Here is a 21,694-nt window from a genome sequence, read left to right on the forward strand (position 1 = left end):
TATTTTCTTTAAAGAGTAAACGTAACACCGCTTAAAGGCACGGTATTGTTCGGCGGAACGTCAGTGCCGCTGGTGATCTGGGCATATATCTGCCCGGTAGTATATATAGTAATTTGCCAGGTTCGGCCGGCCGCCGAAACGGTTACATACCTGGTTGTGGAAGGCCGGCAAAGCCCGCTGATGGTTCCAATGAAATAACTGGAGCCAAAATACATCGTGCCCGAAGTGGGATAGAATATCATATAGAAAGTAACCGTTCCTCCCGATGCAGACGCACCGCTGGCAATGGTGCTGTAACCGGTATTCGTCGTTATCGTGCACGATATGGCCGAACAGCTGCCATTGGCGTTTGCATACGCCTGCCCGTTGGTGTTCACATCGTTAATGGCTTTCTGGTTGGCATCGGCCTGGCTGATCGTCGACATGTAGGTGCCCGCAGCTACGGTATAGGTGACCGTACTGCCGGTGCTGCCGGTGCCACAATTATTGCGGGTAAAGCTGCCCGATTGGGCCACATTGTACCAAACCTGGTAGCACGTGGCGTTATTGTTGGCATACGTTTGCCCGTTAGTGACCACATCGTTATACGCCTGCGCATCGGCATCGGCCTGGCTGATGGCCGACGTATATATACCGGCGGGCACTACGTAGGTAGCCTGGTTGCCCAGGTAGCCGGCGGCACAGTTATTTCGCGTAAAGGTTTGTGAACGCGATGCATTCGCATATACCGTTGGTACGGGGCAGGCTACCGGCTGCCCGGCAAAATTGTAACAGTTTTTAGATACGATGTTCCTGTCGTTATCCCGTACAACGTTCAATCTGCCCAAACCGTCGAATTCATAGGTGGTGGTTCTGCCGCTGGGATCTATCTCGCCGGTTTTACCCACCTGAGGATCGTATGTGTAGGTGGTCATCAGGGCGTCGGCCGGGAACACCCTGATATCGTCCACTACGCCGCTGAGCGTAGTTGGATAAGTATAGGGCGCCTCATTGAACACCCATTTGCCGCTTACCCATTTCCACCATTGTATAATATAGTTTTTGCTGTTGGGGGGTGAGAACGGAACCGCATACGAACCCGAACTGCTGTACCTGTTGCCCGTATGCGCGCTACCGGCCGTTCCGGCATTTTCTTCGAACCCCTGATAAAAATACTCCCTGGTCATGGTGGGATAATTCTTTGGGTACGTTCCCGTAATGTAAAAACTGAAACCCGGCGCACTGCTTGCCGTAAGCGTTAAAGTATAGGTTCCGGCCGGAAGTGAGATATTTGCCGAAACGTTGGAGGAGCAGCCTGAACCTGAGGGTCCCATACAATGGCTCCCACTCAAATTGGAGGAGCCCGTGATCGTGTAGCTCCACGTAATATTGCCTGTCAAATTACCCATGGGATAAATATTCCAGATGAGCGAACCTGCATAGTCGGTAGTTATGTTTACCGTGTACGTAGAAGTTACGGAGCTGCCGAAACCGCTCGATCCCTGGTTCACCTGCAAAAAAACGTCGGCATTGGCAACCGCGGCAACCGGATAGGTATTGTTATACCCATATAACACGCTGGTGCTTTTACCGCCGGTTTCTTTGCTGGCCACCATGTTAACGTTGGTGGTTTCGTACTTCAGCGTTTTAGTGGTGAGCAGGGTGCTGCCTTTATAACTGGCCGCGCTGGTGAGGTAAGGCGCCGTACTTCCCTGGTAAGCATAAGTATAGGTATAATGGGTTTGCCTGATGGCGCCGTTCCTGTTCGCGGTTTCATGTACTACGGCATCGAGGTTGTTCATCGATTTCAGGGTGTTCACTACCGTTTGTTCGGCAGTTGTGATCATGGGAATACCCGTATCATGTGCATGATGAACAGTTTTGGTTACGGTATTCCCTTTAGCGTCTGTAGAAGATATGCTTTGTATGGTTCGCTTATTGGCGCAATAGGTAAAACTGGTAGCCGTTTCAATATAATTGGCCGGCGTCAGCTGATCGTATTCGCGGCGCACCACGCCCGACAACCGGTAATTCTCTATATTGGTGTAATAAACGGAACTGAGGTCTCTGAGGCTCCAGTTTCCACCGCACGATGCGTTGGCAATGTACGAGCGATAGGCCCAGCCCGATTTTGCGACCGGGCTGGTAAGGCTTGTATAGGAATTGATCTCCTCTGTAATTTTTTCGTTTGCGGCAGTGTATGCAATGACTGATTTAAGCAAACCCCGTTTGTGTGCGAAACTTACAGAGGATGTAAGCGTTGGCACGTTGGTTTCGCTGCAAAGCATACCGGTGCTGAACACATCGCCAAAATCGCTGAAGTTCTGAAAATTACAAACGGTATATCCACCATTCTGCTGTACGGTTTTCACCGATGAATAACCGATGAATGCGCCATTGAGGTCGTAGATATTTACTGCCGACTCGGAAAGAACCTTTTGCGCGAGGAGCTGGCAGCTGCCATTGATGGAATTCACTACCAGGTACTGGTAGGCTTCCGTTTGTATCTGCCCGGTAGATTTTCCGGTGGCATCATTGTAAACGTATTGTGTTTGAATTATATCGCCGGCTGCGAGGCTCTTTGCAATACTGCTTACCCTGAGCCCGCATACAATGGTATTTGAACCGGGATTTGCCTGGTAGTATGTGTTACCCTCATAGTTGATGGTCCAGGTAGCGCCGCCCAATTCCGCAATTTTAGTAAGAATGTCGGCTTTTGAATTATGCGCATTCGCCGACCTGATGGTAGGGTCGGTCATGGGATCGGTGGTTGCGTATGGGATAAAAGATTTATAATAACCCCAGTAGTCGAAGTTCTGGGAATTGCGTGCCGGTAAATGCTGATCGGCGTTATAAGTAAAGGAACGATAGGTAACCGGCGTGGAGGTGGCAACGGTACCGCCCGCCATTGTGATATTATCCAGCTTCAGCCGAAGCAGGTTCACATTGGTGGTAGGGTCGCCGAAATAACTATAGTTAAAGCCAAATGTTTTCAACACAATAGTGCCCACAGAACCGGTAGCCTTCAGGCTTACCGATGTGAGCCTGGCCGCGGTGGTAATATCGCGCCGGTCATAAGCATAAGTGAATGAAATTTGACCGGTTGCACAGCTGATGGATGACAGGTACTTAGGCTGAACGACCGTCATGGGAATAGGATCGCTGGTATTGGTAACACACCCGTTGTAGTAATAAGTTCGCGTCCATTGATAATGGTTCAATACATCATTATTGGAAGAAGAGGTATAACTGAAGTTTACATTGTCCTTTCCATTAAAGCTGGTAATATTGCTCAGGTACCAGGCAGTGGTAAAAGTGTACGATGTGCCGTAGAGCGTGGTAATGGTCTTTTCCCTCGAATTACCGAAAGTGTATACATTGCCCGCAGGGTCGGTTACGGTAAAGATCGAATTATCGTAACTCCCTGTTGCAAAAAAGCCGGAAGTAGTGATCCTGACGCCTGTTTCATTGTTAAAAACAGGGTTACCGTTCTCATCGAACGTAAACTGAAGGTTAAAGGTGGGCGTTCTTAAATAATAGATATCCGGTTCCCCGTCGGCGGTAACACCCACGTAAGACGTACCGTCCCACCCTGTAATGGCCTTGTAATCGGCCGCAGACAAGGGAACATTGTCAACCATGTTTTGTTTTATCTTCCGGCCATAGCGAAGGGTTCCCAGGTAACCGTTTGTAAATTCATCGGGGAAGCCCCGCACCACGCGTGAAATGCTTCCACCGGCCGATAGTTGCCAGCCAAGGCCCACACTGGTTGCATAGTCCTGTACTTTTATACCCCGCCCGGCGGTGTACTGCAGGGAAACCGGGATATTCAACGCACGCGATGAAAGCTCGCAAAGCGGAATATTAACCTGGGCGGCGCCGGTATACAGGTCTACCCCCACACCGGATGAACCACCTATGGAATTCAAAAAGCTGTTATTGGGTGATGGAAATCCCAGATTGTTCAAATTGCCCTGGGCAAACAGTTCTGCAAGTGGCAGCAAAACGAAGCAGAGGAGTAAGGTTTTGGTTTTGTTCATTATACTTCTATTGAATAAGGTTGTAAACAGGTTAACGCAGGGTATACCCCATTCTGAAAACCAGTGGGCCTGGCCGGGGCGCCTGCCTGTAACTCAAAAAATCCCACAGTAACTGCAGCCTGGCGCCCTTCAATGGTTTTGAGCTGAACGAAACGGTTTTACTTATTCCCAGCAACGCACTTTGCTGCCAGGCCGGCTGGTCCTTCAGGTCGGCAATTTTCCTGATCTCCGAAAGGTAATTTCGTTCATAGCCCCCCGTGATCCACCAGCTTCCCCTGGTCTTTTTAATGCCGAATAGCGTAACAGGGAATTTTATATCTACATAACTTCTTAAGCCAACCCCCTGGTGCGTAAGCTGAATTCGCCGGATGTTCTCGCCAAGCCCCAACTTATAGGAAACGCCGAGGCCGATAGTACCGGCGTTGGAAAGTCGGTATCCTATACCTGCCCCCAGTTCGGAAGATGCGGGAAAATAGCCGTTCGATTTGTGAGACTGCAGGCTGGTGGTAAGCTCGAGCCGTTGCAGAAAAGATTTCGTTCTTTGTGGGTTTGGTTTAAATCCCTCTGGCATAATATCATCGCTGCCCCGGTTGCCCGTTTCGCCTATCTTATTCTTCAGTTGTTGCAATTGCGCCTGGCCTGCCTGTAAATTAGCCTGCATCGCGCCTTGGGCATTCGGGCCGCCGGCCGCCAATTGATTTTGGATCAATTCATTCATAGCCGATCGCGTTTGCAGGCCCGTTAAATCAGCCGCTGCTGACCCGTTTCCCTGGCTGCCTGCTGCAAACAAACCTGCAAGCATGCCGTTTTTTTGTATAAACTCCTCAAATGGTTTCATGCGGCCCAGTATCGACAATATCGTTCGCTCCGCTTTTCGCTGGTTACTGAAAGTTTCTTTTATGCCAATTAACTCTTCCGAGTAATAATACAGTTCCTTGTTGATCTTTGTAAGCTCTTTCGATAATTTGAACCGGTTCAACTGATCTTTTATGTAACTTTTGCTCTCCTGCAAATACTGTTTGATATCCTCTGCGTTCTTCAGTTTGGCAGTAAATGCCGTAACATTTGCAACGGCATTCCGCACTTCGCCGCCCTGCGCCCCTCCCAACTTAGATTGCTGTAAGAACTTAAGTGATGAAGTAATGGTGTCCAGCGCCGGAAAATATCTCGACATGGCACCTGGTGCGGCCAGTTTACGCTGAAGGTCTTTATATCTTTGTTCAGATACGATGTAAAAATTGCGGGCCGCTACAGAATCGGTTTTATATAATTTACGTAAAATAGTTTTTTCATATTTCGCGTACTTACGTAGTGCCTTACTCGTTTTCCGGTCAACTTCATGATTGAGCGTTAGCGACTTGTGAGATATACTTTTACCGAATGTATTGGAGAGGCCTGCAAGCTCAGCAGGTGTGGGATCCTGTGCATAAACGCAGAATGGTTTAAATAGCACAGGCAGGCAGAACAGGAAGATAAGGTTATAGGTTTTCATTCAACTCCTTTTTGGTAGTTGTGATAAGAATGGCCCCTGTAAAAATGAGAATGAATGCAGTCAGTATGTATTGATGGCAGCGCGGTAAAAGGAAAACAGCAGATCTGGGTCACAAGCAGCAATCAACCCAAAACAGACGAAATTCTGTATTAAATTTATGGAAGAATTAAATACTTCCCGTTTTTTAATAAAATTTTTCCTGAAAAAATGCAATACAAAGGTAAAAACTACAAGTATTCGTTAGAGACATATATGAATTGGGTATTATACATGGCACCGCGGTAAGAACGCTGTATTTTATGCTAACCCGGCTCACTGCGCAGCCTCCAGCTCATTATACTTCTTCACCACCGCTACAAAATCTTCGGGGTGTTGCATTTTAAGCTGGTTGGCAGCAATAAACTGCGCGAGCGGTTCCTTCTTATCGGCAAAAATTTCAGGCAGCTCGGTACGGCTGGCGGGTAACAATACCATTTCGCCATTGCGCAGCAGGTAATAAAATTCTACTTCTTCCATGCGGCGGTTAATACGGCCGTTCACCGAAACGAGTTGTTTTTCTTCAATGATATTGCGCGCAATTAACCTTAGTAGTGAAATTTTATCCTGCAAAAGCACGTGAAAATAGGTTTGATCGGTGGTTTTGTTCGTTGAGGGAAATCCGCGGCGGAATAAAAGCGAGTCTTTCTTTTTGGGATACAATACAAATTCCTTCACCTTGCTTTCGGCTGCGAAGGCATTGCCCTCGAACTGCAGCAGTAACATATTCTTTAAACAATCGAACTTCAGTTTGAACTGGGTGAGGGTACGGCCGCTGGTAAAACGCACCACCCCATCGCACCAGTCTTTCATGAGATAAGGGTTGCCGGTGATCGAATTCATTTCATCTTCTCTCGGTGTTTGGCCCAACGCACACTGGCACAGCAACAGCAAACACCAGGCAATATGTTTCATGGCCGCAATTTTGATTGGTTATAAGGTACGAAATAATTTGATAATGTGATAATTCGATAATCCCGACTAAAGCCGGAACAGGTGGTGATAATGAAATGCAGGAATGGCCACATTCACCCAAAAAAAATCCCGTCCGGCATCACCGAACGGGACATTATCGTGAGGTAAGCGCCGGAGGCATTTTCATACTTCCTGCTTCTTACTTCATACTTCAGCTTAATAATCCATACCGCCCATACCAGGAGCGCCACCGCCATGTACATGGGGTTCTTCTTTCTTGGGTTTGTCGGCAATTACGCACTCGGTAGTGAGCACCATACCGGCAATAGAAGCGGCGTTTTCCAATGCAATGCGGGTAACTTTAGTAGGATCGATTACACCGGCGCGCAGCAGGTTTTCGTATTTCTCGGCACGTGCGTTGAAACCGTAATCGTTCTCACCTTCTTTTACTTTCTGAACCACAATGCTGCCTTCGATACCGCAGTTGGCAACGATCTGGCGCAGGGGCTCTTCGATAGCGCGTTTTACGATAGCGATACCGGTGTTCTCATCTTCGTTGATACCTTTCAGTTTATTCAAACCGGCGATAGCACGGATGTAAGCAACACCACCGCCTGGTACGATACCTTCTTCAACAGCAGCGCGGGTAGCGTGCAGGGCATCGTCAACACGGTCTTTCTTTTCTTTCATTTCAACCTCGGTTGCAGCACCTACGTACAGTACAGCTACGCCACCGCTTAATTTAGCCAGGCGTTCCTGTAATTTTTCTTTATCGTAGTCAGAAGTAGTTACTTCAATTTGTGCTTTGATCTGGTTAACGCGGGCATTGATATCGTCTTTTTTACCTTTGCCGCCTACGATAGTAGTGTTGTCTTTATCGATAGTAACGGAAGCTGCCTGACCCAGGTAAGAAAGGTCGGCGCCTTCCAGTTTGTAACCCTGCTCTTCGCTGATTACGATACCTTTTGTAAGAACAGCGATATCCTGCAGCATTTCTTTACGGCGATCGCCAAAGCCCGGCGCTTTAACGGCAGCCACTTTCAGGGTACCACGCAGTTTGTTCACTACGAGGGTAGCCAGTGCTTCGCCTTCCAGTTCTTCTGCAATGATCAGTAAAGGACGGCCGCTTTGTGCTACCTTTTCCAGAATGTGCAGAATATCTTTCATAGCGCTGATCTTCTTGTCGTAGATCAGGATGTATGGGTTATCCAGTTCAGCATGCATTTTTTCGCTGTTGGTAACGAAGTATGCTGAAGTGTAACCGCGGTCGAACTGCATACCTTCTACAACATCAACAGTTGTATCGGTACCTTTTGCTTCTTCTACGGTGATAACACCTTCTTTACCTACTTTAGAGAAAGCTTCGGCAATGAGTTTACCAATAGCTTCGTCGTTGTTGGCAGAGATAGAGGCTACCTGCTGAATTTGTTTGCTGTTGATACCAACGGTTTGTGACTGACCTGCCAGGTTCTCAACAACAGCTTCAACAGCTTTGTCGATACCGCGTTTCAGGTCCATCGGGTTAGCACCGGCAGCTACGTTCTTTAAACCTTCGCCGATGATAGACTGTGCCAGAACGGTAGCTGTGGTAGTTCCGTCACCAGCGATATCTGCTGTTTTAGAAGCTACTTCTTTTACCATTTGAGCACCCATATTTTCGATGGGATCTTCCAGTTCAATTTCTTTAGCTACGGTAACGCCATCTTTAGTAACTGCAGGAGCACCGAATTTTTTCTCCAGAACCACATTACGGCCTTTAGGACCTAAAGTCACTTTTACAGCATTGGCCAGTGTATCAACACCCTTTTTCATTTTGTTACGGGCATCGATATCGAAGAAAAGTTGTTTTGCCATATCTAGTTAATTTGAAAATTTGAAAATGTGAAAATTTGAAAATGCAAATACAAATACCAATGTGAAAATTTGAAAATGTGCAAATGTGCAAATGGAAAACCGCTGCGCATTTCATTTGCTAATTTTCAGATTTGCTAATTTGCACATTAAACAATTGCTAAGATGTCGCTCTCGCGCATGATCAGCAGATCATCGCCTTCGATCTGGATCTCTGTACCTGCGTATTTACCATATAAAACAGTATCGCCAACTTTTACAGTAACCGGCTCATCTTTCTTACCAGGACCGGCAGCTACAACCGTACCACGTTGCGGCTTTTCTTTAGCAGTATCGGGGATGATGATACCACCGGCGGTTTTCTCTTCCGCTTTAGCTGGTTTAACTATTACCCTGTCATGCAGTGGGGTAACGTTTATAGCTTCTACTTTCTTAGCCATAGTGTATTAATTTTTGATTTTAGATGATGTATTGAGGGATATGATTTTCCCGACACAGAATATAGGCGCCCTGCCAAAAAGCCGGGCGGCAAAAGTAAACGAATTTTATACCAATCCTTTCCTAAAGGTCATTTTTTCAGCGTTTTTGCCAAAGTATGGCAGAAAACCCAAATAAACACCAGCCAGGCCAACCTGGCAATGTGCCATTTTAGCAGCATTCAACCGGTTCACATCCAGGTTATTGGCGTTGAGCAATAAATACATAATATGAGCAGGTTCATAAACACGATTTTGGGGGTACCCTTTAAATGGTTTAGCTTTGTGCGCTCAAAAACAAGTTCTTGCAAGATGATCAGTAGAAGAAACATTCGTGTGAAAGTTATGCAAACCATCTATTCTGTAGAAAGCCACCTTGCAGAATCAGGAGGTGAAGTGCCTGCAAAGCCAGTTGATACTGTGAAGATCCTACAAAAACACTTTGATCAAACCCGGCAGCTTTTTATTTATTTGATCCATTTTCTTACCGAAGTGGCCCGATATGCAGAGACAGACGCCCGCAACCGCGCCTCGAAACACCTGCCAACGAAAGAAGACCTTAACGTTAACATCAAACTGGCCGGCAACGAGCTGTTATGGAAGATCCTCGATCATCCTTCGTACAAACAGGCTGTCAAAGAAGACAAACCTGAAATGCTCACCGATGCCGATCTGCTGAAGAAGATCTACCAGGAACTGGTTGATTCGGAAAAATACCAGCAATACATTGCCGCCCAGGGAAGGGATAAAAAAGAAGAAAAAGAGATCATCTCGTATATCTTCGATACCCTGTTATTACCTAACGAAACATTCACCAGCTATATAGAAGAGTACTTCAGCAACTGGGACGATGACGCCGAAATGGTGGTGGTACTGATGCAGAATTTCCTGAACAAACCCGCTGCCTACAACTTTCAGGAACTGTTAAGCAGGGAAAAATGGCAGTTTGCCAAAAACCTGCTGCAAACAACCCTCGAAAAGAAAGAGCTGGCATTACAATATATAAAACCAAAACTCAAGAACTGGGACCCCGACCGTATAGCGTCGCTTGATATGATCCTGATGCGGATGGGCGTTTGCGAATTCCTTTTCTTCGAAACCATTCCCCCGAAAGTTACCATCAACGAGTACATTGACCTGGCCAAGGAATACAGTACGCAGCAAAGCGGCCAGTTTGTAAATGGTATTCTGGATAATATACACAAGGATCTGGTGCGGGATAATCAAATGAATAAAGTGGCTTTTTCCCCCACCCCCGGGCAGCCGCCACAATCGGCGAATAAACCTTCCTGATTTCCATGCAATGATTAGATTTGCAGAAAATTTATTCCTTGATGAAATACTTTTTGGCCTTGATTTCAGCAGCCGTTTTCATTGGCTGTGATTATGCCGATAAAACGGCTTCGGGCTCGGCAAACGTTCCCAACGAAGCATTGGACAGCGCTAAGTATACGACGATACAATGGATCGATTCTTCCAGGAATTATGGCAAGATCACCGAAGGACAAACGCTGGATGTATCTTTCCGTTTTAAGAATACCGGCGACAAGCCGCTGATTATCATGGATGTTAAGCCTGGTTGTGGTTGTACCGCTGCCGAACCGCCCAAGGAGCCGATAGCACCGGGGGCAGAAGGCGTAATAAAAGCATCCTTCAACAGCCATAACCGTCCGGGCCATAACAGCAAGGATATTTATGTTGAAGCAAATACCAAAGGTACACGCAGCCATACCGTACACTTTGAAGTGGATGTGGAGAAGGCTAATTAGCTAATGTGCTAATGTGATAATGCTTTAAGGTCGTACAGTTCTTATAAAAGCTAAGTTCACGCGAAGGCATTAACGAAAGCCTGTATTTCATTATCACCACCTGTCCCGGCTTTAGTCGGGATTATCGAATCATCAAATTATAACATTTTTTAAATTTCAATAACAATGACAAGTTTAGTTTATTTATTACAAGCTCAGGGCGGCAGCGGCGGATACATGCAGTTGGTCCTCTTGGTAGGTATGATCCTCGTGTTCTGGTTATTTATGATCCGTCCGCAGGCTAAAAAGGCAAAGCTGGCCAAATCATTCCAGGAAAATTTACAAAAAGGCGATAAGATCGTAACCATTGCCGGCATCCACGGCAGAGTAAATAAAATGAATGAAGATGGTACCATCGAAATGGAAACCAGCCCCGGCAGCTATATGAAGGTAGAAAAAAGCGCCATTTCTATGGAAATGACCGCTAATGTGAACAAAGCCACTGCTACTCCGGCGAAGTAATACCATACTCCTGCCCCTCATGGGGAGGAAGAATATAACTATAGGCTCCGCCGGTTGGCGGAGCTTTTTTATTGTGATGTAGCCTGCCAACTTGCCCCACATAACCGATATCTACCAACTCCCCCTTCAGGGGGGTTGGGGGGATTTCACTAACTTGCCCCCATGTTAAAGATCGGCCTCACCGGTGGTATCGGCAGTGGCAAAAGCACTGTAGCCAAAGTATTTGAAGTACTGGGCATTCCCATATATTATGCCGACGATGCCGCCCGCCGCCTTATGAACGAAGATGAAGAGCTGCGACAGCAGATCATCGGTCATTTTGGCCCATCCGCTTACAGGAACAACCAGCTCGACCGCGCATATATTGCCAGCCAGGTGTTCGACAACAAAGAAAAACTCGAGTTGATGAATTCGCTCGTGCATCCCGCCACCATTCGCGATTCGGAGAACTGGATGGCCAGGCAAACCACTCCCTATGCCATCAAGGAAGCCGCCATCATCTTTGAAAGCGGCACCCAAAATCAGTACGATTATATCGTTGGCGTTTCGGCGCCCCTGCCCCTGCGAACGCTGCGCGCCATGCGGCGCGACGGTTCAACCCGCGAACAGGTGCTTGCCCGTATGGGTAAACAAATTCAGGAGGTGATCAAAATGCGGTTATGCGATTTTGTTATAACCAATGATGAGCAGCAACCCGTAATACCACAGGTTTTAAAGATGCATAATACATTTATGGAGCTCAGTGCTGATAATGGCAAATAGCGGTTATTGAGTTATTGAGTTATTGAGTTCGCGAATAATAGCGAGTCTAAACTGAACAACTGAATAACTGAACAACTGCGAACAGTGAACTGTGAACTGTGAACTAAGAACTAAGAACTAAGAACTAATAACTTTTCTGTTCTTATAAACCAGCAACGCCGTCAAAGCAAACACCGCAACACCTGCGGCGACAGCTACGCCCGGCGCAATTTTATTCACCGGTTTGGGAACATAGGTAACACCGCCTTCATCGGTGCGGGCGGGCTCATGGGTATACCGGCCATCGGCAGGCACTGCCATCTCATTAAAATTATCTGCAAGATTGTGGAGCATTTTCCGCATTTGTTCTCCCTTCATTGGCTGACCATGCCCTGTAGCCACTGTCTCAGGATCAAGTGCCGCCAGCGCTTTTACCGATTTGGCCGCTTTCTGCCAGTCGCAGGTAAAATAGCGGGGCGGCCCCGTAAGCTTACGGGTTTGCATCATTACCGACCATACCGACTCCTGGCGGGTGGTAACAATTGCATCGCCGGCCAGTAATACGCGGTCTCTTTTCCTGTACAGACTGATGTGGCCCGGTGAATGACCGGGTGTATGAATATATCTCCAGTCGGGCAAAAAAGGCAGACTGCCATCCTGGGGTAAGATCTGAATATGATCGCTTAAATTAATGGGGCCTCTGGGAAACGCAGGAGATACGATCGACATCAAACCTCCACCGGCCCATGGATCGGCAGGCGGATAGGAAGAAACTCCGGTGAGATAGGGCAATTCCATCAAATGGGCGAAAACCGGCACTTCCCATTCCCGCGCCAGTTCGAGGACAGAACCTACATGATCGAAATGGCCATGGGTTAAGATAATGGCCGCCGGTTTTGAATCGGGCCAGAACAGGTTATCGGCCAGCTCCTGTATTTTGGAAGCGGAGCGTTTAAGACCGGCATCTACGAGCACCCATTTTTTCTCAACAGCGTTATGAATAAAATAAACATTAACGAATGCATCGCGCAGTCCCCATATTCCAGGTGCTACGCTAAACCAATTTACATTGATCACCGATTTGATCGTACCGTTTTTCATTTGCGAACTTTTAATTGGAAGAAGAATAGTCTGGCACTTATCTACTTAAAGTAAATTCTGTGCCATAATCAACTGGCAATCGGCAATTGGCAGGGTGTGCCTCACTTACATTATCGCGGCCAGGAAAGTGTGGCACACCTCAATAGGCAACAGGCAATCGAAGATGGGATCATGTTTGGGAAGTTGTTAATTTCGGGCTTATTCACCACAACTATGCAGGAAAAGCTACGAGAACATTTTGAGAAGATCATTTCGCTAACGGATGAAGAGTTCGCATTCGTGCTTTCTCATTTTACGTTTAGAAAATTCAAAAAGCACCAGTATCTTATTCAGCAGGGCGATCCCGTAAATCATACCTTTTTTGTGGTGTCGGGCCTGCTGAGGTTGTCACATACCGATGCCAATGATAAAGAGCATATCCTGCTTTTTGCCATGGAAGACTGGTGGGTAAGCGACGACCATGCGTTCTTAACCGGAACAAACGCCACCATGTCGCTCGACTGTCTCGAGGATACCGGCGTTTTTTGCATAACCAGGGAAGACAACCGGAAACTATTTGCCGCCATGCCTAAAATGGAACATTTCTTTCTGAAAAAATCGCACTTTGGGTACATCGCCCTGCAACGGCGTCTGCTGGCGTTACTCAGTTCAAGCGCAGCGGAACGGTACCAACAGTTATTGATGCAGTACCCTTCTCTTATACAACGGGTAAATAAAACGCTGCTGGCCGCCTACCTTGGCGTTTCCCGCGAAACCCTTAGCCGCCTCACCTCCTAGCGTGATGTACATCACGCCAAACTTGTGATGTACATCGGGGGCTAATTGCGGGCTTCTTCCCAGCTTTGCAGTACATAAAAAAAGTAAAGATTATGGAAAAGAAGATCATCAATCCCTGGAAATGGCAGGATGCGCGCAACTATGTTCAGGCCGTTGAAGTAAAGAACGTAACAGGTACGCTGTATGTGGCCGGACAGGCAGCGGTTCATGCCGATGGCAAATCGAGCAATGCAGATATGAAAACGCAGCTGCAACTGGCCATCCAAAACCTGGAACAGGTTATTACGGAAGCCGGGTATGAGCTCAGCAATATTGTACGATTGAATATCCTCACTACATCATCAGCCGAATTGTGGCCCCACTTCGACCTGCTGCAAAGCTGGCTCACCAGGCATGGCATTAAGCAGGCGACAACGCTGTTTGAAGTGCCGGTGCTTTTTGAAACATTAAAGATAGAACTGGAGGCTACGGCGGTGCGGTAAGAAACAAAACAAAAAAACCCTGGCAGCATTACACTCCAGGGTTCTTATATATTCATTGTTGAGTTTTCCTTGTCAACTCGCCAACTCATTAGTCAACTCGTCAACCAGTCAACCCGTCAACTATTCAACTTACTTCAACTTCGCCAGCGCGGCAGTGATGCGTTTCCAGGCTTCTTCGATCTTCTCCATGCTGTTGGCAAAAGAGATCCGAATAGCGGTAGGTTCGCCAAAGGCGCGGCCGGTAACGGTAGATACATGCGCTTTGTTCAGCAGGTACATACACAGGTCGTCGGCATCCTTGATCGTTTCTTCACCATCGCTTTTTCCGAAGAAAGCGGTAACGGTCGGGAATACGTAGAAAGCGCCATCCGGCTCGGGGAAGGTTAAACCGGGGATAGCCTTCATCAATTCGATCACACGTTTTTTACGACGCTCGAACTCTTTCGTCATTTCGAAAGAAGGTTTCAGATCGGTAGTCAACGCGGTGATGGCAGCGCGCTGGGTAATGCTGTTGGTACCGCTGGTGAACTGGCCCTGTAATTTCTCGCAGGCTTTGATCACATCAGGATGAGCGGCGAGGTAACCTAACCGGTAACCGGTCATGGCAAAACCTTTACTTAAACCGTTCAATACAATAACGCGGTCTTTCAGTTCTTCGAACTGCGCAATGCTCTCGTGTTTGCCTACGAAATTGATGTACTCATAAATTTCGTCAGACAGGATATAACAGTTGGGATATTTTGCAAATACTTTGGCCAGGCCTTCCAGTTCGGCTTTGCTGTACACGCTGCCGCTGGGGTTACAGGGTGAAGAGAAAATGAACAACCTTGTTTTATCGCTGATCGCAGCCTGCAGCTCTTCAGGCGTGATCTTGTACTTGTTCTTGATAGAAGTAGGTACCAGTTTCACTACGCCTTCGCCAAGTTTCACGATCTCGGAATAGGTAACCCAGTAAGGCGTAGGGATGATTACCTCATCGCCTTTGCTTACAGTGGCAAAAACGGCATTGGCAAGGCTGTGCTTGGCGCCGGTTGAGGCTATGATATTTTCAGGCTTATATGACAGGTTGTTATCACGCTTCAACTTTGTACAAACCGCTTCGCGCAATTCGGGATAGCCGGCTACCGGTGTGTAATGGCTGTAGTTTTCATCAATTGCCTTCTTGGCAGCTTCTTTAATATGCTCAGGCGTATCGAAATCAGGTTCGCCCAGGCTCAGGTCGATCACATCGATTCCTTTGGCGCGTAATTCACGGCCCAACTTAGCCATCTTCAAAGTTTCAGGCTCGTTAAATAACTGTAAACGTGATGAAAGTTGCATACTATTTATTGGTTGATAGTTTTTTTGTGCCGCAAAAGTACACCAAAAGCGCTAATGTGCTGGTTTGAAAAAAGCCCCGGGCCAAAAATTTGACATTTGAAAAAACAGGAGGCCCATACAGGTTGCAGGTTACAGGTTGCAGCGGCTAAAAGGCAGAAAACTGTATAAATTGCAAAATTCCGCGACACTTCACCACAATTTTCGCCCAAATACACGTTTTAACGTAAACTTAAAATCCTGAATCTGAACCAGGAAATCCTGATGGGGGTGAAAGGGAGCCGGAAATCCGGAAAACCCCGTAAAATCCCGATAAATCCGGGACAGGCGCTGTAACTTGTAACCTGTTTCTGATCGAAAACACTATCTTTGCCAACTCTAAAAAAATAAACGACACAATCCAATGAGAGCACTGGTTAGCATTTTTGCAGGTCTGTTGATCCTGATCTCTTTATACCAGCTTTCGTTTACCTGGTTTGTTAACCAGCACGAAAAGGAAATGGGTAAAAAAGCAGATGCCTATGTGAAACGGGCCTATCCCCTTACTCCTGCCCAAAAGTACCCCAACAACACCGAAGCCCGGGCCTATTACAAGGATACCGTGGACAATGTACGCGACGCTTATCTCGATAGCTTGCTGACTGCTACAAGAGACAAAAAAATTACCTGGTGGGGTCAAACCTATCAGAAAGCCAAAGAAAGCGAACTGTTGCTGGGGCTCGACCTGCAAGGCGGTATCAACGTAACGATGGATGTAGCCCTCGACGGCCTCATTAAAGGCCTGGCTAACAATCCGAAAGATCCTCAATTGTTAAAAGCGATCGCCGAGGCGCAGGCGAGAAAGATCAATAGCGATCGAAACTTCATCGATCTGTTTGCCGCAGCTTACAGCCAACAGAACCCGGGCGCCAGACTGGCCCCCCTGTTCGCTAATTCAAACAACAAACTGAGTGGAAACGCTTCTGACAGCAAAGTGTTAAGCTACATTCACGAACAGGCCAATGCTGCAATGAAGCAAACCTACCAGGTATTGCAAAAGCGTATTGACAAGTTCGGTGTTGCCCAGCCTAACATCAGCCTCGATGAGAACAAAGGTATCATTACCGTAGAACTGGCAGGCGCCAGCGATCCTGAAAGGGTTCGTAAATACCTGCAATCGACAGCCAACCTGCAGTTCTGGGAAGTATATACACTCGAAGAATTATCTTCTTCAGTGATGAACGCTTCCAAGGCGCTCGACGATTACCTGGCTGTCACTAAAACCGATTCAAACGGTGTAGCTGTAAAAGACACTTCAGCCGCCAGCCGCAATATTCTGGCCAGCAAAATAAGATTCTTCCCGCCGCAACAGGATCCCCAAACCGGCAAAGTAAGCTATTCGCCTTACCTCGGTATGGCCCTGCTGTCCGATACAAGCACCATCAATAAATACCTGAGCATCCCTGTTGTACGCAACAGCTTCCCTGCCAACCTGAAGTTCCTTTGGGGCAAACAGGACCGCGATGCGGAAGGCAAGCTGAGCAATGCTTTGCAACTGTATGCCATCAAAACCGTTCCCGGTAAAGACAAGGCCGAACTCGAAGGCGACGCTATCGAAGATGCCCGCCAGGAGTTTGACCAGGTTACCAACGAAGTGGCTGTGTCGATGGAAATGAATCCCAGCGGCGGCAGAACATGGGCCCGCATGACCGAAAAGAACGTAGGCAAACCAATCGCCATCGTTCTCGACGACATCGTTTACAGCGCCCCCAACGTGATTCAAAAGATCGATGGTGGTAACTCACGTATTACCATGGGTTCTGGCGGAAAGAACCAGCAACTGGTTATCGAAGAAGCCAATGACCTCGCCAACATCCTGAAAGCCGGTAAACTGGAAGCACCAGCCGTTATCGTTCAGGAACAGGTGGTTGGTCCCACCCTCGGTGAGCAGGCCGTAAACGGCGGTATCATGGCCTTCGCCATTTCATTCATCGTCATATTCGCCCTGATGCTGGTTTATTACAATACCGCAGGTATTGTTGCCAACATCGCACTGATATTGAACCTGTTATTTACCATTGGCGTGTTGAGCGCCCTGAATGCCACCTTAACAGCGCCCGGTATTGCCGGTCTGGTGCTGACCATCGGTATGGCGGTAGATACCAACGTAATCATCTTTGAGCGTATTAAAGAGGAGCTTTCGAAAGGCAACACCTACGCTCAGGCAGTTAAAACAGGTTACCTGCGCTCATTGCCTCCGGTACTCGATGCGCACATCACCACCCTGTTAACCGCCGTCATCCTGTTCATTTATGGTTTAGGCCCTGTATTAGGTTTCGCTACCACCCAGATCCTCGGTATCCTGTTATCGTTGTTCTGTGGTATCCTGGTATCACGCCTGATCACTGATTTCTATACCAACAAGAACAGGCACTTCAATTATTTCACAGCTATCTCAAAACGCATATTCAAACACGCTGCCTTTAAATTCATCCAGTACCGTAAAATAGCTTATGGTATTTCAGTAATCGTATTGTTACTGGGCGTGGCTTCGTTCTTCCACGGTTTCAGATACGGGGTAGAATTCAGCGGCGGTAGAAGTTATGTAGTGAACTTTGGTAAAGCGGTAAATGCCGAACAGGTTCGCAATACACTGGAAAAAACATTTGGCAGCACACCCGTTATTAAAACTTACGGCAGCGACGCCAAACTGAACATCACCACCGATTACCGCGTAAATGAAACCGGTTTGGGTGTCGATTCAGCCGTGCAAACCACACTATATAACGGGTTGAAAACCTTTTTGCCTGAAGGAACCACCCAGCAGGATTTCAACAACCGTTTGCTGGAAGGAAGCAATAAGGTAAACCCAACCATTTCCGATGACCTGAAAGCCGGTGCCCAATGGGCCACCTTCTGGTCGATGCTGATCATCGCTATCTATATCTTCATCCGTTTCCGCGACTGGAGATATTCAGTAGGTACCATCATTGCCCTGCTGCACGACGTACTGGTAACGCTGGCCGTGTTCTCGTTCCTGAAAGACGTAGTACCGTTCCCGCTTGAAATTGACCAGCACTTCATTGCCGCGATATTGACCGTTATCGGTTTCTCAATGAACGATACCGTGATCGTGTACGACCGTATCCGCGAGTACAGTCATACCATGCACAATGTTGATAAAACCACCATTCTTAACAAAGCGATCAACGACACCCTGAGCCGTACCGTAATGACGTCACTCACCGTGTTCCTCACCATCCTCATCCTGTTCCTGGTAGGCGGCGAGGTAACCAAAGGTTTCGCCTTCGCAATGTTGATAGGTGTAGTTACCGGTACTTATTCTTCTATCTTTGTAGCAGCGCCGATCCTGGTCGACTTTGCCAAAGACAAACCACTGGGCGAAGCTGCTCCTCCTAAAAAACCGGAAACAGCAGCTGCGAAACCAGCGCTCGCGAAGAAAGCTTAATTGATCTCTTTCTATAAAAAAAGCCTCCCCGCCAGCTGGCGGAGGGGCTTTTTTGTTTTTGGCGTGCTTTCTACAAGTTGAAAAGTTGATAAAGTTGATACAGGTGATAGAGGGCTATCGCTGTTTTAGGCTTTTCGAATTTAATTATGAGTCCCAAAACAGTGACCTTTATCAACTTTATCACCTCCTCCATCAACTCTATCAACTAACCCCCATTAACCGCTCCTTAACCATCCCAGGTTTATCCTTCCACCTGCTTTGCATTCATACAGTAGCCTGAAACCTGCAGCTGTATCTCCCTTCCACTGAAGTAACTTTAGTAACGCATCGCCAAATTTTTCAACTTACTTTAATAACAACACACTATGCACTCGTCAAAAGCAAAATACATCAACCAACTGCTCAGTACAGAGAATGATCACCAGAAAAAATTGAACGAGATCGTTTTACAGTCAATAGAGCAGGAAAAACTGTTGCTGCAAAGCATTACCCAACCAAAGGATGAACCACTTACTGCAGGCCAGCGGCTGGCCGACCGGGTAGCGCGTTTCGGCGGCAGTTGGAAATTCATTTCCTCGTTCGTGATCATCCTATCGGTATGGATTGGCATTAACGTCGTTTTGCAAGGCCCCAACCGGTTCGACCCCTACCCTTTTATTTTGCTGAACCTGCTGCTCTCCTGCCTTGCCGCCATTCAGGCGCCGGTAATTATGATGAGCCAGAACCGCCAGGAAGAAAAGGACCGCAAACGCAATGAGAACGATTATGTGGTTAACCTGAAGGCCGAGATCGAGATCAGGACCCTGCATCAGAAGATAGACCTGCTTATTCATGAACAGTTCAAAGAACTGATAGAATCACAAGCCGAACAGATCAAACTGCTGCATACGATCATTAGGGAAGACAGGAAGAAGGGAATGTGATAATGTGATAATGTGATAATGCCTTATGCGGAAAGCCTGCCCATTGGCGGTCATCACGAATTTAATTAATTATCGAATTATCCAATTATCACATTAACAAAAACGCCGCCCACCCGGAGCGACGTTTAAACCCTAAAGAAACCGACCTATTTTAGTATTTTTTATGATCTGTATGCCATGTTGGATCAGCAGCTTTTTTCGCCATTACATGCCCGGGGTTGAAGCCGGGCTATAATTTTTATGATGCATTTGCGCCCTCATGATAAAACCCATTATCACCGGCCAACCCGGCAGTGATACACTTTCTGTTTATTTAATGATTTGAATGGATTTTTAATGCCTGTTCGCCGAAGCACCGGCGTAGGCGCCCCGGTTGCTTTTGTTAATGTGAAAGTATTCAAATGCACTACCCCGAAGAAATTTTGGGCGCTGCTTAACCGGTGATTAACAAACCCCGCCACCTTGACCATCTGTAGCAGTTGTTGTACCTTTCCTTAACGAGCAGTTAACCAGTTTACACAAAAAGTAAGAATAATGAATGGCAAATTTGCTTACAGGAGTATATCAGATTTTATGCGATCATCAACACTCAGATGGCTGGTTCTGTTGGCAAGTGTTTTAATAACGCTTATCATTATCGTGCAGTTGTTCTGGCTGAACAAGGTGTATTCGTTTGAACAAAAAACATTCAACATGAATGTTGTCAAAAGTATCAGGGGACTGTACGAAGACCTCGATCTTGTTAACTCCCGTACGCATTTACAGGACCTCATAGAACATCCCCGTACCGATTATTTCATGTTCAGGGTCGATAACCCTTATTTTGAGGATTCCATTGCATCGTACCTGCAACATGAACTGAACGATTTCGATGTGCTCACCGACGCGCACATTGCCTTTTATACCGCCGGCCAGCCCGGCTACAGGCATACGACCTACATTACGGCCGCCGCTTCGCGTTATGATGTAGAGAAGATCAACCTCGCCGTATACAACCGCAACTATAATTATATCATGCTGTACTTTCCGCACCGCAATAAATACGTATTGCAACAAATGAACTTCTGGTTCATCAGTAGCGCCGTGTTGTTCGTTGTGCTGGTTGGCCTCGCAGTGATCCTGTTCTTTTTCTACCGGCAACGGTTCCTGGCCGAAATTCAGAAAGATTTCGTGAACAACTTCACGCATGAATTCAAAACACCGCTCGCCGTAATGAAAATATCGGCTGAAGTACTGCTGAATGAAAAAATAACAACCCAACCCGAGCGGTTACGCAAATACGCCACCATTATAGAAAACCAGACCCAGCATTTACAGCACCAGGTAGAACGCCTGCTGCAGATTGCCCGCAGCGACCGGAGAGACCTGCCTATTCAAAAAAAGCTGGTGCCGGTGAAAGACCTAATTGAACAGGCCGTTGCCAAAATGCAACCGATTATCGATGAGAAAAAAGCAGATGTGGATGTACCCATCGATGAAGAACAGAATTTTGAACTGTATGCCGACCGCACACAACTTGAACTGGCCGTTGTGAACCTGTTGGAAAACGCACTTAAGTTTTCGGTTAAACCACATATTATCGTTTCAACCGGGCACGAAGACGGAAACATTTACATTTCCGTAAAAGACAATGGTATTGGAATAGAAAAGAAATACCAGAAACGCCTGTTCAATAAATTTTACCGCGTGCCTACCGGTGACGTACACAATGTAAAAGGGTTTGGACTGGGACTGAATTTCGTAAAAAGAATTATCGATGCCCATCATGGCACCATTAAGATAAACAGCCTGCCCGGTATAGGCACCGAGTTCAGGCTTATTCTTCCAGGAACTGTAAATAGCTGAT

At 47.0% G+C, this 21,694-nt stretch carries 17 protein-coding genes; 9 read left to right on the top strand and 8 right to left on the bottom strand.

The genetic code is table 11. From position 1 onward, the window contains the following. Window positions 1–8: 8 nt before the first annotated feature. The 6 genes from A4R26_RS23250 to A4R26_RS35125 form a co-directional block, all read right to left on the bottom strand. Window positions 9–4,019 carry a DUF5977 domain-containing protein gene (locus tag A4R26_RS23250; RefSeq protein ID WP_081168932.1) on the bottom strand — a complete coding sequence of 1,337 codons (4,011 nt, stop codon included), beginning with the start codon at window positions 4,017–4,019 and terminating at the stop codon, window positions 9–11. Between the two features lie 31 nt (window positions 4,020–4,050). Continuing rightward, window positions 4,051–5,511, bottom strand: a complete 1,461-nt coding sequence (locus A4R26_RS23255; protein ID WP_081168933.1) for a hypothetical protein — start codon at window positions 5,509–5,511, stop codon at window positions 4,051–4,053. 312 nt (window positions 5,512–5,823) lie between these two features. Beyond that, a complete protein-coding gene (locus A4R26_RS23260) occupies window positions 5,824–6,462 on the bottom strand; it encodes a hypothetical protein (protein WP_081168934.1) in 639 nt (212 codons plus the stop codon). Between the two features lie 216 nt (window positions 6,463–6,678). Further along, window positions 6,679–8,316 carry a chaperonin GroEL gene (gene groL, locus A4R26_RS23265; RefSeq protein WP_081168935.1) on the bottom strand — a complete coding sequence of 546 codons (1,638 nt, stop codon included), beginning with the start codon at window positions 8,314–8,316 and terminating at the stop codon, window positions 6,679–6,681. 146 nt (window positions 8,317–8,462) lie between these two features. Next, complete coding sequence (locus tag A4R26_RS23270) at window positions 8,463–8,753, bottom strand: co-chaperone GroES (RefSeq protein WP_081168936.1); 291 nt, start codon at window positions 8,751–8,753, stop codon at window positions 8,463–8,465. Between the two features lie 105 nt (window positions 8,754–8,858). After that, a complete protein-coding gene (locus tag A4R26_RS35125) occupies window positions 8,859–9,017 on the bottom strand; it encodes a hypothetical protein (protein ID WP_165760390.1) in 159 nt (52 codons plus the stop codon). Between the two features lie 84 nt (window positions 9,018–9,101). Between A4R26_RS35125 and nusB the strand changes: the two genes are divergently transcribed. From nusB to coaE, 4 genes are all read left to right on the top strand, one after another. Then, complete coding sequence (gene nusB / locus A4R26_RS23275) at window positions 9,102–10,082, top strand: transcription antitermination factor NusB (protein ID WP_081168937.1); 981 nt, start codon at window positions 9,102–9,104, stop codon at window positions 10,080–10,082. Window positions 10,083–10,123: 41 nt separating this feature from the next. Further along, entirely contained in the window at window positions 10,124–10,558 is a 435-nt protein-coding gene (locus A4R26_RS23280) for a DUF1573 domain-containing protein (RefSeq protein ID WP_081168938.1), read from the top strand. Window positions 10,559–10,723: 165 nt separating this feature from the next. Further along, entirely contained in the window at window positions 10,724–11,059 is a 336-nt protein-coding gene (yajC, locus tag A4R26_RS23285; protein ID WP_081168939.1) for a preprotein translocase subunit YajC, read from the top strand. A gap of 162 nt (window positions 11,060–11,221) precedes the next feature. After that, window positions 11,222–11,821 (top strand): dephospho-CoA kinase, encoded by a 600-nt coding sequence (gene coaE / locus A4R26_RS23290; protein WP_081168940.1) that lies wholly within the window; start codon window positions 11,222–11,224, stop codon window positions 11,819–11,821. A gap of 117 nt (window positions 11,822–11,938) precedes the next feature. Here coaE and A4R26_RS23295 read toward each other — a convergent pair whose 3' ends face one another. Beyond that, window positions 11,939–12,901 carry an MBL fold metallo-hydrolase gene (locus A4R26_RS23295; RefSeq protein ID WP_081168941.1) on the bottom strand — a complete coding sequence of 321 codons (963 nt, stop codon included), beginning with the start codon at window positions 12,899–12,901 and terminating at the stop codon, window positions 11,939–11,941. 96 nt (window positions 12,902–12,997) lie between these two features. On the opposite strand from A4R26_RS23295, the gene A4R26_RS23300 reads away from it, so the two are divergent. Then, window positions 12,998–13,678: a Crp/Fnr family transcriptional regulator gene (locus A4R26_RS23300; RefSeq protein WP_242674996.1), complete on the top strand. Its 681-nt coding sequence runs from the start codon at window positions 12,998–13,000 to the stop codon at window positions 13,676–13,678. A 92-nt stretch (window positions 13,679–13,770) separates the two neighbouring features. Continuing rightward, entirely contained in the window at window positions 13,771–14,160 is a 390-nt protein-coding gene (locus A4R26_RS23305) for a RidA family protein (protein WP_081168942.1), read from the top strand. Between the two features lie 129 nt (window positions 14,161–14,289). Here A4R26_RS23305 and A4R26_RS23310 read toward each other — a convergent pair whose 3' ends face one another. Beyond that, on the bottom strand, window positions 14,290–15,480 hold the full coding sequence (locus A4R26_RS23310) for a pyridoxal phosphate-dependent aminotransferase (protein ID WP_081168943.1): 1,191 nt from the start codon (window positions 15,478–15,480) through the stop codon (window positions 14,290–14,292). Between the two features lie 400 nt (window positions 15,481–15,880). On the opposite strand from A4R26_RS23310, the gene secDF reads away from it, so the two are divergent. The 3 genes from secDF to A4R26_RS23335 all read left to right on the top strand — a co-directional run bounded on the left by secDF (window position 15,881) and on the right by A4R26_RS23335 (window position 21,693). Beyond that, on the top strand, window positions 15,881–18,925 hold the full coding sequence (gene secDF / locus A4R26_RS23320; protein WP_081168945.1) for a protein translocase subunit SecDF: 3,045 nt from the start codon (window positions 15,881–15,883) through the stop codon (window positions 18,923–18,925). Between the two features lie 365 nt (window positions 18,926–19,290). Continuing rightward, window positions 19,291–19,848 carry a DUF1003 domain-containing protein gene (locus A4R26_RS23325; protein ID WP_081168946.1) on the top strand — a complete coding sequence of 186 codons (558 nt, stop codon included), beginning with the start codon at window positions 19,291–19,293 and terminating at the stop codon, window positions 19,846–19,848. A gap of 573 nt (window positions 19,849–20,421) precedes the next feature. Continuing rightward, window positions 20,422–21,693, top strand: coding sequence for a sensor histidine kinase (locus tag A4R26_RS23335; protein ID WP_165760391.1), 1,272 nt, complete (start codon window positions 20,422–20,424; stop codon window positions 21,691–21,693). Window position 21,694 lies beyond the last annotated feature (1 nt).

Origin of the sequence: Niastella populi (assembly GCF_002078015.1) — a bacterium.
In the GTDB taxonomy this organism is placed as follows: Bacteria; Bacteroidota; Bacteroidia; order Chitinophagales; family Chitinophagaceae; genus Niastella; species Niastella populi.

Bases quoted from the DNA above. Each gene is read 5' to 3' on its own strand.
- A4R26_RS23250 (WP_081168932.1), bottom strand. From the start codon at position 4,019: ATGAACAAAACCAAAACCTTACTCCTCTGCTTCGTTTTGCTGCCACTT.
- A4R26_RS23255 (WP_081168933.1), bottom strand. From the start codon at position 5,511: ATGAAAACCTATAACCTTATCTTCCTGTTCTGCCTGCCTGTGCTATTT.
- A4R26_RS23260 (WP_081168934.1), bottom strand. From the start codon at position 6,462: ATGAAACATATTGCCTGGTGTTTGCTGTTGCTGTGCCAGTGTGCGTTG.
- groL (WP_081168935.1), bottom strand. From the start codon at position 8,316: ATGGCAAAACAACTTTTCTTCGATATCGATGCCCGTAACAAAATGAAA.
- A4R26_RS23270 (WP_081168936.1), bottom strand. From the start codon at position 8,753: ATGGCTAAGAAAGTAGAAGCTATAAACGTTACCCCACTGCATGACAGG.
- A4R26_RS35125 (WP_165760390.1), bottom strand. From the start codon at position 9,017: ATGTATTTATTGCTCAACGCCAATAACCTGGATGTGAACCGGTTGAAT.
- nusB (WP_081168937.1), top strand. From the start codon at position 9,102: ATGATCAGTAGAAGAAACATTCGTGTGAAAGTTATGCAAACCATCTAT.
- A4R26_RS23280 (WP_081168938.1), top strand. From the start codon at position 10,124: ATGAAATACTTTTTGGCCTTGATTTCAGCAGCCGTTTTCATTGGCTGT.
- yajC (WP_081168939.1), top strand. From the start codon at position 10,724: ATGACAAGTTTAGTTTATTTATTACAAGCTCAGGGCGGCAGCGGCGGA.
- coaE (WP_081168940.1), top strand. From the start codon at position 11,222: ATGTTAAAGATCGGCCTCACCGGTGGTATCGGCAGTGGCAAAAGCACT.
- A4R26_RS23295 (WP_081168941.1), bottom strand. From the start codon at position 12,901: ATGAAAAACGGTACGATCAAATCGGTGATCAATGTAAATTGGTTTAGC.
- A4R26_RS23305 (WP_081168942.1), top strand. From the start codon at position 13,771: ATGGAAAAGAAGATCATCAATCCCTGGAAATGGCAGGATGCGCGCAAC.
- A4R26_RS23310 (WP_081168943.1), bottom strand. From the start codon at position 15,480: ATGCAACTTTCATCACGTTTACAGTTATTTAACGAGCCTGAAACTTTG.
- secDF (WP_081168945.1), top strand. From the start codon at position 15,881: ATGAGAGCACTGGTTAGCATTTTTGCAGGTCTGTTGATCCTGATCTCT.
- A4R26_RS23325 (WP_081168946.1), top strand. From the start codon at position 19,291: ATGCACTCGTCAAAAGCAAAATACATCAACCAACTGCTCAGTACAGAG.
- A4R26_RS23335 (WP_165760391.1), top strand. From the start codon at position 20,422: ATGCGATCATCAACACTCAGATGGCTGGTTCTGTTGGCAAGTGTTTTA.